The sequence below is a fragment of the uncultured Fibrobacter sp. genome, from assembly GCF_947305105.1.
Lineage (GTDB): Bacteria > Fibrobacterota > Fibrobacteria > Fibrobacterales > Fibrobacteraceae > Fibrobacter.
Genome location: NZ_CAMZCS010000036.1, coordinates 12,825 through 27,637, shown reverse-complemented (window position 1 = coordinate 27,637; position 14,813 = coordinate 12,825). Strand labels below are relative to the sequence as shown.

General features: G+C 47.0%; 12 protein-coding genes. 9 read left to right on the top strand and 3 right to left on the bottom strand.

Annotated elements, in window-relative coordinates:
* Nucleotides 1–133 precede the first annotated feature (133 nt).
* From Q0Y46_RS12815 to Q0Y46_RS12805, 3 genes are all read right to left on the bottom strand, one after another.
* A complete protein-coding gene (locus Q0Y46_RS12815; RefSeq protein WP_295683339.1) occupies nt 134–499 on the bottom strand; it encodes a hypothetical protein in 366 nt (121 codons plus the stop codon).
* 616 nt (nt 500–1,115) lie between these two features.
* Nucleotides 1,116–2,378: a caspase family protein gene (locus Q0Y46_RS12810; RefSeq protein WP_295683342.1), complete on the bottom strand. Its 1,263-nt coding sequence runs from the start codon at nt 2,376–2,378 to the stop codon at nt 1,116–1,118.
* A 194-nt stretch (nt 2,379–2,572) separates the two neighbouring features.
* The gene (locus Q0Y46_RS12805) at nt 2,573–5,563 is read right to left on the bottom strand and encodes a type IA DNA topoisomerase (RefSeq protein ID WP_297947858.1); all 2,991 of its coding nucleotides are present in this window, start codon (nt 5,561–5,563) and stop codon (nt 2,573–2,575) included.
* A gap of 501 nt (nt 5,564–6,064) precedes the next feature.
* Here Q0Y46_RS12805 and leuA2 point away from each other — a divergent pair.
* The 9 genes from leuA2 to Q0Y46_RS12760 all read left to right on the top strand — a co-directional run bounded on the left by leuA2 (nt 6,065) and on the right by Q0Y46_RS12760 (nt 14,797).
* The gene (gene leuA2, locus Q0Y46_RS12800) at nt 6,065–7,627 is read left to right on the top strand and encodes a 2-isopropylmalate synthase LeuA2 (protein WP_297947856.1); all 1,563 of its coding nucleotides are present in this window, start codon (nt 6,065–6,067) and stop codon (nt 7,625–7,627) included.
* A 49-nt stretch (nt 7,628–7,676) separates the two neighbouring features.
* Nucleotides 7,677–8,024 carry a hypothetical protein gene (locus Q0Y46_RS12795; protein WP_297947855.1) on the top strand — a complete coding sequence of 116 codons (348 nt, stop codon included), beginning with the start codon at nt 7,677–7,679 and terminating at the stop codon, nt 8,022–8,024.
* Between the two features lie 325 nt (nt 8,025–8,349).
* The gene (locus Q0Y46_RS12790; protein ID WP_295683355.1) at nt 8,350–8,679 is read left to right on the top strand and encodes a DUF1232 domain-containing protein; all 330 of its coding nucleotides are present in this window, start codon (nt 8,350–8,352) and stop codon (nt 8,677–8,679) included.
* Nucleotides 8,680–8,714: 35 nt separating this feature from the next.
* On the top strand, nt 8,715–10,376 hold the full coding sequence (locus Q0Y46_RS12785; RefSeq protein WP_297947854.1) for an AAA family ATPase: 1,662 nt from the start codon (nt 8,715–8,717) through the stop codon (nt 10,374–10,376).
* A complete protein-coding gene (locus Q0Y46_RS12780) occupies nt 10,377–11,813 on the top strand; it encodes a hypothetical protein (protein ID WP_297947851.1) in 1,437 nt (478 codons plus the stop codon).
* A gap of 202 nt (nt 11,814–12,015) precedes the next feature.
* Complete coding sequence (locus Q0Y46_RS12775) at nt 12,016–12,537, top strand: phospholipase D-like domain-containing protein (RefSeq protein WP_297947849.1); 522 nt, start codon at nt 12,016–12,018, stop codon at nt 12,535–12,537.
* Between the two features lie 87 nt (nt 12,538–12,624).
* Nucleotides 12,625–12,843 carry a hypothetical protein gene (locus tag Q0Y46_RS12770; RefSeq protein WP_290959670.1) on the top strand — a complete coding sequence of 73 codons (219 nt, stop codon included), beginning with the start codon at nt 12,625–12,627 and terminating at the stop codon, nt 12,841–12,843.
* Between the two features lie 26 nt (nt 12,844–12,869).
* Complete coding sequence (locus tag Q0Y46_RS12765) at nt 12,870–13,385, top strand: GNAT family N-acetyltransferase (protein WP_297947847.1); 516 nt, start codon at nt 12,870–12,872, stop codon at nt 13,383–13,385.
* Nucleotides 13,386–13,462: 77 nt separating this feature from the next.
* Nucleotides 13,463–14,797, top strand: a complete 1,335-nt coding sequence (locus Q0Y46_RS12760; protein ID WP_297947845.1) for a pyridoxal phosphate-dependent aminotransferase — start codon at nt 13,463–13,465, stop codon at nt 14,795–14,797.
* The last annotated feature ends 16 nt before the right edge of the window (nt 14,798–14,813 follow it).

Sequence of the window (14,813 nt, the reverse complement as noted above, 5' to 3'; positions counted from 1 at the left end):
CCGCATTTTCCGGAAGATCAACGTGACGTCTGAGCCAATTCAAAGAAACTTTCATTTTTCAATCCTTTTTGGGCGTATCTACGCCGTATTTTCAAAATCCGCGGGAAATTTAGAAAAATTTTGGACCCTCCACTTATTCTTCCGGCAGTTCCGGGGGTGTGATTTCTGTGGAATTCTCGGGAATCACGACTGTTTCGGGGTCTTTAGGAACGGCATATTCGTCGGGATTGAAAATGATGTCGAAGAATATGATGCTGCTTGTGGCGATAATGGGGAGAATCCACAGCAAGCCGATTCCCAGTGTAAGAACGCCTAGCATGCACCAAAGCGTAACATGAACCATGAAACCGAGAAATTTGAAATTGTATTTGGAAACTTTGCGATAGGTCTGCTTGATTAATTCGATGGGGCCGGTTGTGTCGTCTATTGCCATCTTGTAGATAAGGCCCATCCAGGTGGGGAAAAACTTGTAACAGATAATGCAGAGTACAACCAACATGGTGATTCCTAATGTTAGGAATGTATACGGACTGGTTTGAACCGGGTCGCTGTACAAAAAGTATAGACTCGTTGGAAGGGTGGTAAACAGGGTCAATACCAGGGTGCCGATGAATAGGACGATTAGGTTGCGAGGAAGTTTTTTGAAACCGGCAAATAATCTGCGAAACGAGGTTGCCCGTTGCTTGTAGATGTCATAGAAATAGGCGTAAAAGCCTATTCCGAATAAGTATAAGATGACAGTATGCACTATACTCGATAACTGGTCGATGAGGATATTCTCAAGAGAGAGTACATTGGGTTCTTTGAAACTTGCGAGGAAAAGGCTGATGGCGATGATGATGCCAAGCCCAATCACGTTTCCTATGACAGTTATGCCGGCCGCTTTAAGACGGTATCCCTTAAGCGATTTCCGTCCCATCTCCATGATTTTAGAATTGCTAATCATTGGCTGCTTCCTATAAAGGCGTTAGTTTTATAAAAAAGACAATAGCATTATTTTATCGTACCGTCAAGCCGAATTTATTATTAGAGTGTCTTTTCGGGAAAAGGATTTTTACAGAAAAAGTCCCGCAGCGGGAAGGCTGTGGGACTTTTAGAAACTACAAGAATGCGAATTAGTAAATCGCGATGACTGTAGAATCGTTCGCAGGGTAACAGACTGCAGTAGAATGGTTCTCCTTTTCTGCAGTATTGGTGTAATCTGTCAGTTCCTGAACGGTAATCTTCTTGTTTTCGTTCAGGTCTGCATAACGGCTTGTTTCGGTGAATTCAGTGCCGTTGTTGGAACAGATAATCCCCAAGCCAAGGCACCATTTTGCTGCAACAGGGCTAATGGTGCTGTTGCCTGCTGTATTTTCGGATGCCTTGCAGGAACAGACGACCGAGAATCCCGGGACGGCCATTGCGCCGGCCTTGGCTTTGGTCGCTGCAGGGAAGAATACGTTCTTGATTTGTGTGTTGATAGCTTTTGTTGCACGGGTGATTTCTGCTTTTGAACGCTTGGGTAACGTGACTCCTGCAGAAATCGATTTGGCGGATTCGATGGCTGCTCCAGAATGGCAGGCGAATATGAGCGCAATCTTTTTGCAGGAAATGGTATTGAGAAGATCGCGGTACTCTGCGTATGTGATAAGTTTGTGTTGGGGGCCGTCAAGCCTGAGCCCTTCTTCACTGCCGTGCGATGCAGACCATACAATGGCAATGTCGTTGGGACCGAGGTCGCCAAAGAATGTCCTAATTTTAGTTTGAATGTCGGCTTTTGTTGCATCCACAAGAACATCGGTCTCAATTCCGTTGTACTCGAATGCGCGCTTTGTTGCGTAGGCGTCGTCGCTAGTCATGTCGTTCCAATCGGATCGGGTCCGGCTAATGGCAAGACAGAGAGCCTTTCTCTTCTGATAGGTGCAGAAGACCACTTTGGATACAGTCTTGTTCTTGGTTTTGATGGTGTATCTATAAATCTTGAAACTGCTGACAGTGTAGTCCTGGAAGTCGTATCTGGAAGCCTTGCCGTCCTTGACTTCTACGATGGTTGTTTCCTTGGCGAGCGGAAATACGGCAATTTTGTCTCCATTGATGCTTGCGGTAAGTTCCTTCAATTCGGCGAGCGTGTCGGCATTCGGGAAATCCCTAATAGTGCTTATCGGGAGGAAAGAAGAATTCTTTTCCTTGATAGTGATTTTGCCCGGTTTCTTCTGAAGAAGGGTTGCGAGAGAAAGTTCGGTTCTGGTAATTTTGAAAGATACGGCTTTCCGTGCGGCGTTAATGAATTTTGCTGTTATTTGGGCGAAGGGCCTGTTTCCGCAGGTTACTTCGAAATCAGTGAGCAACGCAGGAAGGGGGAGGATTTTTGCTTTTGTAGCTTTCTTTTTAGCCATTTTTCATTTCCTTTTATGGGTTATGTTGTTGGGGGTTGATTTACTGACTTCTAAATAACATTTTTCTTACAAGAATGTTATGAAAAGTTTGTAAATTTGTGAATACAAATAGACTTTGTTTAAAAAATAATGTTATTTTGCATGGTGTTCCGCTTTGTATGAAAAACGGAGTTGGGATAAGTTTGTCAAAATTTTTAGATAACTTCGACGGTGAGCTTGTTGAAGGCTAGCTTGCCGTCTTCGCGTAGTTCCAACGCTGCGCGGAAGGTGGTCTCGTTCTTCTTGAACGGCTCGAGAACGGGCGTGAACTTGTTCTTGAGCAGCCCCTCGACTTCTTCGTCGGTGAATTTGCGCTGGTAGAACACCTGCGGGATGCCGTAGCCGCATTGCGGGTTCATGCAGATGTAGGCCGCATGGGATGTTTCGGTGCCGTCCTGGTTTACGGTGCCGCTGCGGAAGCGAAGCTGGTCACCGCATACGGGGCAGGGGAGGTCCCTGTGCTGGAACTCGAATACAGTGCGACCCTTGTCGGCACCTTCGCCCCACTTGAGGGCGGCTGCGAATTCGGTCCCTTTTTTGCTCTTGAATTTCTGGATGAGCGGCGTGCGGCCGTTCTTGAATAGTTCTGCAATTTCTTTGGTGGTCAGCGTATGGCCCGCAATGGTCTTGAATAATGTGAAATTGCACCCATTTGTCATCCCCGGCGCAGACCGGGGATCTTCGGACTGCGCTGAACCCGTACAGAATATCGCGTTCTTGTTCTCTTCGAGAAGGCTTCCGCACAGCGGGCACTTGTAATCCGTCTTTTGCCCGTGGAACTTGCCGTCGCTCTCAAAGGCGAACTGGATGTTGAATTCTTTGTCGAGCGTGAGCTTGGCCGAAAATTCGGAGCCCTTCTTGCTCTTGAAACCGGAAAGCGGACCGACGGTTTCCCCGGCGAGGAGCGCCTTGACTTCGGAGTGGGCGAGCATCTTGCCTGCCACGGTGTGCCCGAACTTGAAGCCGCATTCGGCGTTCGGGCACACGTAGCCCCACGGGGCTACTTCGAGCGCGCCACCGCATTTGGGGCAATTCAACTTTTCGGTCACAGTTTCGCGCTCGAACTGGCAGGCATAGCGGGCATGAAGGTCCGCAAAGAGCTGCTTCACGTACTCCACGATGCCGTCGCGGAACTCCACCGGGGTGAGCGTCCCTTTTTCGACTTGCGAGAGCTTGTACTCCCATTCGCCGGTCATCTCGGGCGATTTCACTTTCTCGTCCATGAGCGCGATGACTTCTCGCCCGCGGGCGGTGCTGACCAGGTAATTCTTCTGCGCCTCGATGAACCCACGCTTCTTGAGCGTTTCGATGATGCCTGCCTGCGTGGCCGGAGTGCCGAGCCCGCGGTCCTTCATGGCTTCGGCGAGTTCTTCGTTTTCGATTTGCTTGCCGGCGGTTTTCATTGCGGCAAGGAGTGTTGCCTCGGTGTAGTACTTGGGCTTGCTCTTTTTCTTCTTCTGCAGTTCCACGCTGTCGAAGGGGGAGGTGTCGCCCACGTTCCATTCCGGGAACGCTTCGACTAAGTTCGTGATATCGTCACCGTCACCCTTGCCCTCGGCGTTAGCATCCTTGGAATCGCCAGAGGCGTCTCCTTTTTTCCCTTTCGTCTTTCGTCTTTCGTCTTTCGTCTCTTTGACGATGGCGCGGAAACCCAAATCCTCGTTCCTCTTTAGTTTTAACCTAAAGAGATCCAAGGCCGATGAAAAGGTCCCTGAGCTTTGTCGAAGGGCCGAATTGTCGTTCACTTCGGCAGGCTCAGTGAACTTATCTCTCGTCTCTCGTCTCGGTTGGTGAGCTTGCCGAACCACGTCTCTCGTCTGTAATACCACCTCCATCTCGCTCCATACATACGGCTTCAGCCATGCCTGTACGAAGCGTTCCTTCGCCAAATCGTAAATCTTCTGCTCCATTTCAGGGAGCCCGTTCGGGGTTTCTCCGGTCGGGATGATGGCGAAGTGGTCGGTGACCTTGCTTGAGTTGATGAAGACGAAGTTCTCGCTTTCGCTGCGCATCACGCCCTTCTGTTCGGGGCTGGCAAGCCTCTGGGCGAGCGCGTAGGCCTCCTGCTTCATGGTGTCGGGTAGGTATTGCGAGTCGGTACGCGGGTAGGTGAGGAGTTTCTTTTCGTAGAGGTTCTGCGCGCAGTCCAACACCTGCTGGGCGCTGAACTTGAAACGCTTGTTGCCTTCTTTCTGCAGTTCCGTGAGGTCGAAGGGCTTCTGCGGGAACTGCTTCTTCTGCTGCGTGTCGATTTTTTCGATGGTCGCCGGTGCGGGCGGCTTGCAGCGCTCCACGACCGCGTTCGCCTCCGCTTCCTTCTCGAATACCGCTACTTTGAGATTGCTTCGCTCGCTTTGCTCACTCGCAATGACATTCTTCTTGTCGGATTGTGCGGACTTGTCATTGCGAGGGGGCGTGTCCCCCGAAGCAATCTCCGGTTTCACTAGCTGTGCTTGAAAGCCTTTCCACGTCCCCACGACGCTGTAATAGTACAGCTCCTTGAACTGCTCCACCAGGGCGTCGCGTTCCACGACTAGGTTGAGTGTCGGCGTCTGCACGCGACCCACCGAAATCATCTTCCCGCGACCTGCCGTGAGCGTGTAGGCACGTGTCGCATTGAGGCCCACCATCCAGTCGGCCCGTTGGCGTAGCCTTGCTGCATAGCTCAGGTTCACGCGCTGCGTGGCGTCTTCCAGGTTCTTCCAGGCCTTGTCCAGATCCTTAGCCACATAGCTGTTCACCCACAGGCGCTTGATTTGCTTCTGCTTGAAGGCGGGCGTGTAGTCGAGCACCAGGTCGAAAATCAGGTTACCCTCGCGGCCGGCATCCGCGCCGTTCACGAGCACATCGGCCTGCTCCATCATCTGGCGCACCACGTTCAGCTGTTTTTTTGTGCTCTCGATTTCCATCAGGCGGAATTTTTCGGGCAAAAGCGGCAGGTTTGAAAGCCGCCAGCCTCCTTCATAGCCGGGGTAGGCGTCGAGCGGTGCAAGCGTAATCAGGTGGCCCACGCACCAGGTGATGCAGTGGTTCTTGCCGATAAGGCAGCCGTCACCCTGCGTAAATTTCTCGCCTTCGATGCGTTCAAGCATCGGGCGGTAGTGCTGGTTTGCGACTGAAGGCTTTTCGGCGACGAGGAGAATCACGCTTTAAAGGTAAAAAATAAGGGGAACATGTGCTAAAAATATTTTCTTGTGTAAACAATTTTTAAAACACGTCCTCAAATTTTTTGTAAAAACAAATATTACAATGACTAAGCGCTTTTTCGCGAGAATTTCAATTACATTTGTCAATAGCAGCGTAGGGACCTCGGGTCGAGCGCCGCAAAAGTCCACTGTCACCCCGGCAGTGGATTTTTGTTTATACTCCGTGTTTTGGCCGACACTTGCCAAAGTCTTGGCAGATTGTTAGATTTGGCTATATGAACAAGATTTTGGATCTACGACTTATTAACCTACTAGGATGCGCTTCTGGGGCGCGTGCCGGTTTTTAAGTTATAGGTTCAAGACGTTTTTAGAGTTTTAACCAAGGATTTAAACCATAAGGCCCGCTCCAATGAGGATGCGGGCTTCTTTTTATGGTCAAATTTCTATTTTTAGGTCAAAAAAAGAGCTTGCCGCCTTATTGGACGGGCAAGGAGATAAAAAATGAACGAGAATAACGCAAGACAACCCTTCTTTTACGACGTCACGCTGCGTGACGGCAACCAGGCGCTCCCGAAGCCCTGGAACAATGCTCAGAAAAAAGATGTTTACCTGCAACTGCTGAAACTCGGCGTGCAGGGTGCCGAAGTCGGTTTCCCGGCTTCGAGCGAAATGGACTTTGAGTCTTGCAAGGAACTGGCGCAGCTCACCGCGAAGATGGCCGAAGAAGGCGACGAGGTGGCAAAGCGCGTCGTGGTTTCCGGTTTGGCCCGCTGCGTGGAAAGCGATATCCAGCGCTGCTGGGAAGCCGTGCAGTTTGCGCCGCACCCGCGTATCCATACTTTCCTCGCGACAAGCCCGCTCTCCATGGAGCACGTGCTGCACCTGACCCCCGAACAGGTCAAGGAAAAGGCCGTCAAGTGCGTGACGCTCGCGAAGTCTCTCGTGGGCGACAAGGGCGACGTGGAATTCAGCGCCGAGCACTTCGGTGACTGTCTCGAGAACATGGATTTTGTCATTGACGTGCTGAAGGCCGTAGTCGAAGCCGGTGCGACGACCATCAACCTGCCGAACACCGTGGAACGCTACCGCCCGCTGCTGTACGTGAACCAGATCAAGCAGGTGTACGAGGCTCTGCCGAAGAACATCACGATTTCCGTGCACTGCCACAACGACCTGGGCATGGCGACGGCCGCCACGGTCGAAAGCTTCTTCGTGGGCGCAACGCAGCTCGAAGTCGCGTTGAACGGCCTGGGCGAACGCTGCGGCAACACGAACTTCTACGAAGTCGCGGTCGCACTGCACAATTCCGGCGTGAATACCGGACTCCACATGGAACGCATCTACGAGACGGCGATTCTCATCTCGCAGTGGTCCGGCATCAGCATTTACAGCCGTGCCCCGCTGATCGGCGCCGAAGCTATCGTGCACCGTAGCGGCATCCACCAGGATGGCGCAAGCAAGACGAAGGACATGAAGAAGGGCGCCTACCGCCCGATCGACTACTCCATCATCGGCCGCCATCAGAACGACTCGCTCAGCTTTACGAGCCAGAGCGGCCGTACCGCCGTGTACGAGATTATCACGAAGTTCGGCTACAAGATGTCTTTGGCTGAAGCTGCCGAACTGCAGCCAATCTTGAAGGCTTGCAGTGAGAAGGAAGGCGAACTCTCTGCCGAGCGCGTGCTGGACGTGTTCCGCGAACAACGTGTGAACGTGAACGGACGCCTGGTGTTCAACAACATCGAGGTCATCCCCGACGAGAACCGCTTTATCTTCCACTTCAAGAAGGATGGCGAGACGCTGGTGAAGTCCGTGACGGCCGAAGGCCCCATCGAGGCAGCTCTCATGCTCATGCGCGAAATCGGCATGCCGGTCGAACTCATCAAGTACCGCCAGCTCGTCGTGCCCGAGAAGGACAAGCTGTGGGCGGGCCGTGGCCTCAGCCGCATCGTGCTGAAGGCGAACGGTGCCGAGGTCGAAGGCCGCGGCGTCTCTAGCGATACCCTCAAGGCGAACATGCGTGCCCTCTTCGGCGGCGTGAACCTCTTGTACAAGAAACCCTAAGGTCCCTGAGCCTGCCGAAGGGCCGTGACAATCAATTAAGGAAGCCCGTATGCTCGAACAACTCAAGCGCCCTTTCAAGAGACACTACGACAAATACCGTGCCAAGGCGGACGGTTTTGTCGGGCCTATCAAGGATTCGGCGTCTAAGTTGTTTGCAATGATTCCGAAAATGGAGGCGTTCGCCGGTTCCGAAGACTTGGCCGGTGAAGCCGATGCCGAAGCCGCTGGCGATGTTGGCGCACAAAAGGGCCTGAAGGCGAAACTCAAGAACTTCAAGCAGTCGCTCAAGGGCCTTTCCGACTTCCAGAAATTAATCCTCCTGACGATTGCCGTCGTGCTCCCCGCGGGAATCATTATCTCCATTGTGCTGGCAGGGCTCATTCGCCGGAAGAAGTAAACAGAAGCAGGGATGAGGCCGCTACGCTCTGCAGTACTCTCCGAGCCTAAATAGTAAACAGTGGTTAGTGGTTGGTGGTTAGGAGTCTTGTATTCCGATTTGATGGATGTCGTGACATAGTTTTGTCTAATTGAGAGAAATTTGAGCCTGCGACAATATTTGTCGTAGGCTTAGGTTATATTAAGAGCCGGTTAGTTTGAGAAAACGTTCTTTTTGCCTAAATTTTGCACCTGTTCACAATTTTTTTTTAAAAAAAACGATTTTTGACGTCTGTTGATAAATATTTGGATATATTCCTATAGGTGAACTTTAAAAAGGATAAAAAATGACTAAGGACCCGGAAGTTATTGAAATGAATGGTGCCTCAAATTTCCAAAAGGGCCTCGCTGTTTTCTTGCTTATTGTGTCGGTTCTCTACACGTTGTCGCCGATTGATTTGGCTCCAGATGCCATCCCGGTGGTCGGCTGGATTGACGACTTTGGATTTCTTGTGACTGCTACGATGAACGCCATTCAGCAGTTTGCGAAAGACCAGAATTCCGCCATGGTGAAAATCCTGAAATATGCCAAGTGGTTTTTGATTATCGCTGTGGTAATCGCTGCTCTGTTGCTCGGCGGACTGATTGCCGCCATATTGGCGCTCGTGGTGAAGTAGTCAGGTTTGATATTGTTAACAATAAGGAATAAAATATGTCTAATAGGTTGAAAAATCTCTATAAGTATTTGATGGAAAATCGAATTCATGAGCATCGTGGTTGGCATGATGCTTATAAAGAATTTTATGACCAAGTTCAAAAACGTCGAACTGAAATAAACAATGGTCAGCACTTATCGGCTGTCGGAGATAGAAATTTTTTAGAAAGATTACTTTATGAAAAAAGCAATGGGATTGCTTCTAGAGGGCGATCTGTTTTAAGTAAAGAAAATTTTGAAATTTTTATTCAAAATAAAGATTTCCTTGATGCTTTGGAAAATCTTATGTTGAATCCAAATATTGACACTTATAAAAAATTTGAAGAAACTTGGCAAAATCAAGGAATGTCAAACAATCCAGTTCTTATAAATAGAACGGTTGCTGCATGTACGCTTGATGTTTCTACGGCTGCAGATTCTAGTAAATTTAACCAAGTTTTTTATTGGTTGGTACATGAGGAAATAATTAACTATTCGTCGGAACAACCTCAAGATTGGTTTTCGAAAAATAAATTTCTAATGAATTTTATTAAAGAGGAATTTAAGGATGATTTAAACTCTAAAAAAACGGATGAGTTTTATTTGAGTCAATTCGTTTGGAACCTGTACGAGAATATGTATAATCCATTTAGTTTAAAAAAACAAATTGTTAAATATGGTCCTCCAGGAACAGGAAAAACACGTCAGACGCGGCAACAAACTTCTTTATTATTTGATATTTGGAAGGATGAATACGATTTAAAAAACGCTTTTAAATATGAAGATTGCTTTGAATTAATCCAATTTCATCCGTCATTTTGTTATGAAGATTTTATTGAAGGATTACGCCCGGTTCCTGGTAAAACAGAAGGTACTTCGCTGCTAATTTTGCAGAATGGTGTGTTTAAGGAATTTTGCAAGAATGCTGGTCGATGGGAAATAGATTACTACAATCTACCAGATGATGAAACAGTTCCAAAGAAAGTATGGGAGAAAATTACAATTGGTGAACTAGAAAAACGGAAAGAAGAACTGAAAAATGACTATTGGTCATATATTTTTAATATATCTGATAAGAGTAAGCTTGTGTCTGAAGTTGTTCCCCCATATTTCTTTATAATTGATGAAATAAATAGAGCCGAATTGTCTCGTGTTTTCGGTGAACTTATGTTCTGTTTGGAATATCGAGGTGTTAAGGGATGTGTAAAAACACAATATTCAAAACTAAATGACGATAAAACGGGTATGATAAAAATTGGTTCAGGGTATCAATTCTTTATTCCCAATAATGTGTATTTAATTGGAACAATGAATACAATTGATCGAAGTGTTGAAAGTTTTGATTTTGCACTTCGTCGTAGATTCCGTTGGGAAGAAGTTCTTCCTGATATGGGTGTTTTAAAATACCATCTTTTTGAGAAAAATAAGGCTTGGACTTCTTTGTCGGATAATCTTGAAATGCTTAATCAAAAAATTGTAAATGAACCTCTGTTGGGATCAGATTATCAGATTGGTCATGCCTATTTAATGAATCTAAAGTATCCTAATAGTCTTGCGCTTGCCGAAGTAAGAAAACTCATTTGGGATGATTTTGTAAAGCCTCTTTTGCAAGAATATTTGCGAGGGTCTGGAAAAGAAAATGAGCTTATAAGTTCGTTTGGGAAGGCGTTTGGTTTGTAAATGGAAGAATGGCTATATAACATTATAAAAAATGGAACTCTTGTTGATAATCAGTCTTATGTTATTGAACAAGGTGTTGTTAGCAATTGTCGCATAGGAGAGCCTTTAATCTTAAAAAGCCGTAGGTGGAGGGAACGAAAAGGACCATGGAATGATGAAGATGGAATATGGTTTTTTCTTAATGACGTTTCTCGTGAAATTGCAAAAAAAATAAGAGATAAAGAAAATTGTCTGATTCTGATTAATGATGAAGAATATGAACATAACACTGATGACAATTTTTTTGATGTAAAAGGAATGAATGCAAGAAATTTTATCCTCAATACGGGAAATGTTATTGGTTTTGTAAAATGTGGTGATTATTCTTTAAAAATTGGTTCTCGATTTGGTGATGCGTTTTTGCGCTATATCATTGCTGATTCGGATGGTTTTCTTGAATTGCATGATATTGGTGGCGAAACTACTAACGAAGAAGGCTATGAATGGCTTCTTGCGTATATTTGGAGTACTCAGTTTAAAAAATCATATCGCTTGGGATTGCCCAAAACATATGTTTCAAAAAATGAGAAAATATCTCGTGTGCGAGGCAGAATAGATGTGATTGATTATTTCCAAAACAATCTTTCCGATAAATATTTGTGTTCTTATCGAGAACAGAGCTTTATGAATGACGCGACTTCGCTCTTTATTAAGGCTTATGAATTAATAAAGAAGTATTCTTTTTGCCAACGAATAAGAAATATATATAGTGCTTTTTTAGTTGCAAATCAGGGAAATAAGAAGAGTGTTCAAGAACTATTAAATGTTCCAAATTTTAGAAATCCGTATTATAATGATTACAATCGGTTGATTGATTTGTCAAAAAAAATATTACGACGACAAGATTCGAATTTTGATTCTAAAAATGATGCAAGCGCGTTCTTCTTTGATGTTTCAATGCTTTTTGAATATTTTATAAGAAAACTGTTAAAACGAGAAGGTCTCCTTTTGCATAGCAAATATGAACATGTTTATAAAATTCCGTCAGGAACTTTTAACAGCTATATGCGCAAATTAGAACCAGATATTGTTTTTGAATGTGATGGGAAGCTTTATTTGTTTGATGTGAAGTATAAAACTTATGACTTTAAATATGGCGTAAAAAGAGACGACCTTTTTCAGTTGCATACATATATTGGGCAATATGGGAATGATGCTGAATTGTGCGGTTGTGGCTTTATTTATCCAATTTCAGAACAGAAATGGGATGAGAATAATTTGGATAAAAGCCAAGGGCTGATTTCTGATGTAATCATTCAACAAGGACGAAAAATTTCTTTCTCTGTCGTTTTTTTGAAAATTCCCCAAAATAGTAAAGATGTCAATTTTAATGAACTTATGCAAAATCAATGTCGGAATTTTCTTGAAAATCTTCGAAAGAATGTACTGAAAACCTAATTGAGTATGAGTTCTGTATTTTCCCACTCGCACGACATTAATTGTCGTGCGTTTCTTTTATATTGCATGGTATAAATTGAGATAAAAAAATTTGCACCATCCGCTCGCCGCGATTCAATTCTGCCATAAATACTCCATTTTTTACTAATATATAAAAAGTCTGCGACAATAGTTGTCGTGTGTCTATTCTATATTTTCTTTTATGCCCACATTCACAAAATACATCCAGAACGAGGAACATTACTCCGAAGTCATCTCGCGCATTGCGAAGGTCCGTAATACGCTGTGGATTGGTACTGCTGATATCAAGGATGTCTACGTGAAGCAGAATGGCGACTCGATTCCTCTGTTAGGACAAATCGCTGGACTCCTGAAACGTGGAGTGGCTGTACGTTTGATTCATGCGAAGGAGCCTGGGCCAAACTTCCGCGAGGATTTTGACCGGTATAAGATTCTTGCTACAGATTTGGAACGTGTGATGTGCCCGCGCGTTCATTTCAAGATGATGATTTTCGATTTGGAAACGGCATATATCGGGTCGGCGAACCTCACTGGCGCGGGGATTGGCATGAAGAGTTCCTTACGACGTAACTTCGAGGCGGGCATCCTCACAAACGATCCGGCAATTGTTGAGTCTGCTATTGAACAGTTTGATACGCTTTGGATGGGCTCGCACTGCAAAAAATGTGGTCGCCAGGAATTTTGCGGTGATAGAATTAAGTAGTTTTTTATATATTTAAATCATGTAACCGAACGGTTGCCGCTTGGCGTTTTGCCAGCATTCTTTTATGGACATAGCAAAAGAGGAAACATGGCTCGCGAAATTCGAGAGACCCCGATTTTGTACGGCGAGGATGCTCGTCGGTTTTTAGCCCGTATGGAAGAGCGGCACCCGGAACCTCCGGAAGTTCGTGCCCAGCGCCTGCGGGATTACGAATTTTTTAAAAAGGCTTACGAGCGTGGCATGGCCGAGAAGCGAGCCCGTGAAGCTGCTAACGGAGGTATCGACCCGTGGTTCGACAATGTGTAGATAACTCCAATTATAGTTTTATTCGGTTGGAACCGAGTAACGTCGTGAAGAATTTCAGTTGTGGTGATGCCGATTTGGATGATTTTATCCTTCATCGAGCGTCCGCATTTCAAAAACACTTGCTTTCAGTAAGCTACGCGTGCGTAGATGTTTCAAGTCCTGGTAAGGTCTTGGCTTACTGCAGTCTTGCAAACGACAAGGTGGCGATAACCGATTTCAAAGACAAAACTGAGTTCAATCACTTCCGCAAGAAGCGAGGGCTTCCAAATGAGAAACGATTGAAAAGCTATCCTGCGGTCAAACTGTGCCGTTTAGGGGTTGCTTCTGACGCGAAGGGGCAACGGCTTGGAACGATTTTGTTGAATATCATCAAGTCCATGTTTGTTATTGAAAATAAGACTGGTTGCCGTTTCCTGACTGTTGATGCCTACTTGGATGCCGTACCGTTCTACGAGAAGAACGGTTTCCGATTCATGAACGTCGAGGACAACGATCCGCATACGCGCCTCATGTACTACGATTTGATGGATATCGTGACATAGTAAAAGGAAAGTTTTGAGTTCGGATGTCAATATTCGGAGTTTTTAATATCTTTGTGCAAACATCTTTCGTTTGAATTATGCTCTCTTCCCGCCTGCCAAAAGATTTGTCCCCGTCTCCGTTCTTTGCCGAACTGGAACGTGCGAAGGCCGATGTGCTTGCGGAATGCGCCGGTGCCAATACGCTCCCGTTTATTGACATGACGGTAAGCAGCCCGGTGAAGGCGGGTTTGCCGATTGACTTGAATGCTGCTGTGGATGAAGGTCGCGAATCTTTCGGTTGTTGGAATCCGGATGCGGCGGGCTGGAAGTCTGCGCGCGAGGCGGTGGTGGAATACTACCGCGCACGCGGCGGAAACTTCGACGCCGGACAGATTATCCTCACGGCGAGTACGAGCGAAGCCTATTCTATCTTGTTCAAGGCGTTCTGCGACCCAGGCGATGTGATTTTGACGCCGATGCCGGGCTACCCGCTGCTCGATACCCTCGCGCAGCTGGAGCATTTGGAATGCGCACCGTATTTTTTGAAGCTTAGACGAGAGAACGGCCCTTCGACTAAGCTCAGGGGCCTTACAAAGTTCACTGAGCCTGCCGAAGTGAACGCAAAATCAACTTTCCGCTTTGTCCTGGATTCCGACAGCCTACTTGCTGCGCCGGAAAGGGCGAAAATCCTGTTGCTTGTCTCGCCGCATAACCCGACGGGCCACTGCATCTCGCGCGAGGAATGGAACGAGGCTGTCCGCTTCTGCGAAGAGAACCACTTGATTCTCGTGGTGGACGAAGTCTTTGGTGATTATGCTTTCTCCGACAAAGTCTCGCGAACCTGGCAGTATGTTTTTAATAAAAATGTCATTGCGAGGAACGAAGCGACGAAGCAATCTCGCAATGACAATTCTGCGAGGGAAAACTCGTGTGACAACGGTCCTAAGTGCCCGATTTTCTGGTTGAACGGCCTGAGCAAAACTGTGGGTTCCCCGCAGCTCAAGCTTGGCTGGATGGCTTTCTACGCCCCGCGTGACCAGTTTGAGCCCATCCGGGCTGCCCTTGAGTTCGTGGAAGATGCCTACTTGAGTGTATCTGCACCTGCGCAGGCTTTGGCTCGCCCTTTACTTGCAAATTCTGCCGTTTACGAAGCCCGCGTCAAGGAACGTTTACTTGCCAACTGGAAAACCCTCCGTGAAGCCTTCCCGGCAAAGTACTGCCCCGAGGTTTTGGGCGGTTGGTATGCGGTTATCCGCCTGGGCGAAGACGACGAGGAATTGACGCTCCGTTTGCTTCGGGAAAAACACGTGCTTGTGCAGCCGGGATTCTTCTTCGATTTCGACGAGGATGGCTGGGTGGTGGTATCGCTGCTGGCGCCTCCAGAGCAATTCAAGGAGGCGGTTTCCCGTATGCAAGTTCTTGACCGGCCGTGATTTCCGGTGTTTTGGT

Excerpts from the sequence above, each read along its gene's own strand:
- Q0Y46_RS12815 (WP_295683339.1), bottom strand. The coding sequence starts at position 499 with ATGTTGGTTGTACTCTGCATTATCTGTTACAAGTTTTTCCCCACCTGG.
- Q0Y46_RS12810 (WP_295683342.1), bottom strand. The coding sequence starts at position 2,378 with ATGGCTAAAAAGAAAGCTACAAAAGCAAAAATCCTCCCCCTTCCTGCG.
- leuA2 (WP_297947856.1), top strand. The coding sequence starts at position 6,065 with ATGAACGAGAATAACGCAAGACAACCCTTCTTTTACGACGTCACGCTG.
- Q0Y46_RS12795 (WP_297947855.1), top strand. The coding sequence starts at position 7,677 with ATGCTCGAACAACTCAAGCGCCCTTTCAAGAGACACTACGACAAATAC.
- Q0Y46_RS12790 (WP_295683355.1), top strand. The coding sequence starts at position 8,350 with ATGACTAAGGACCCGGAAGTTATTGAAATGAATGGTGCCTCAAATTTC.
- Q0Y46_RS12785 (WP_297947854.1), top strand. The coding sequence starts at position 8,715 with ATGTCTAATAGGTTGAAAAATCTCTATAAGTATTTGATGGAAAATCGA.
- Q0Y46_RS12780 (WP_297947851.1), top strand. The coding sequence starts at position 10,377 with ATGGAAGAATGGCTATATAACATTATAAAAAATGGAACTCTTGTTGAT.
- Q0Y46_RS12775 (WP_297947849.1), top strand. The coding sequence starts at position 12,016 with ATGCCCACATTCACAAAATACATCCAGAACGAGGAACATTACTCCGAA.
- Q0Y46_RS12770 (WP_290959670.1), top strand. The coding sequence starts at position 12,625 with ATGGCTCGCGAAATTCGAGAGACCCCGATTTTGTACGGCGAGGATGCT.
- Q0Y46_RS12760 (WP_297947845.1), top strand. The coding sequence starts at position 13,463 with ATGCTCTCTTCCCGCCTGCCAAAAGATTTGTCCCCGTCTCCGTTCTTT.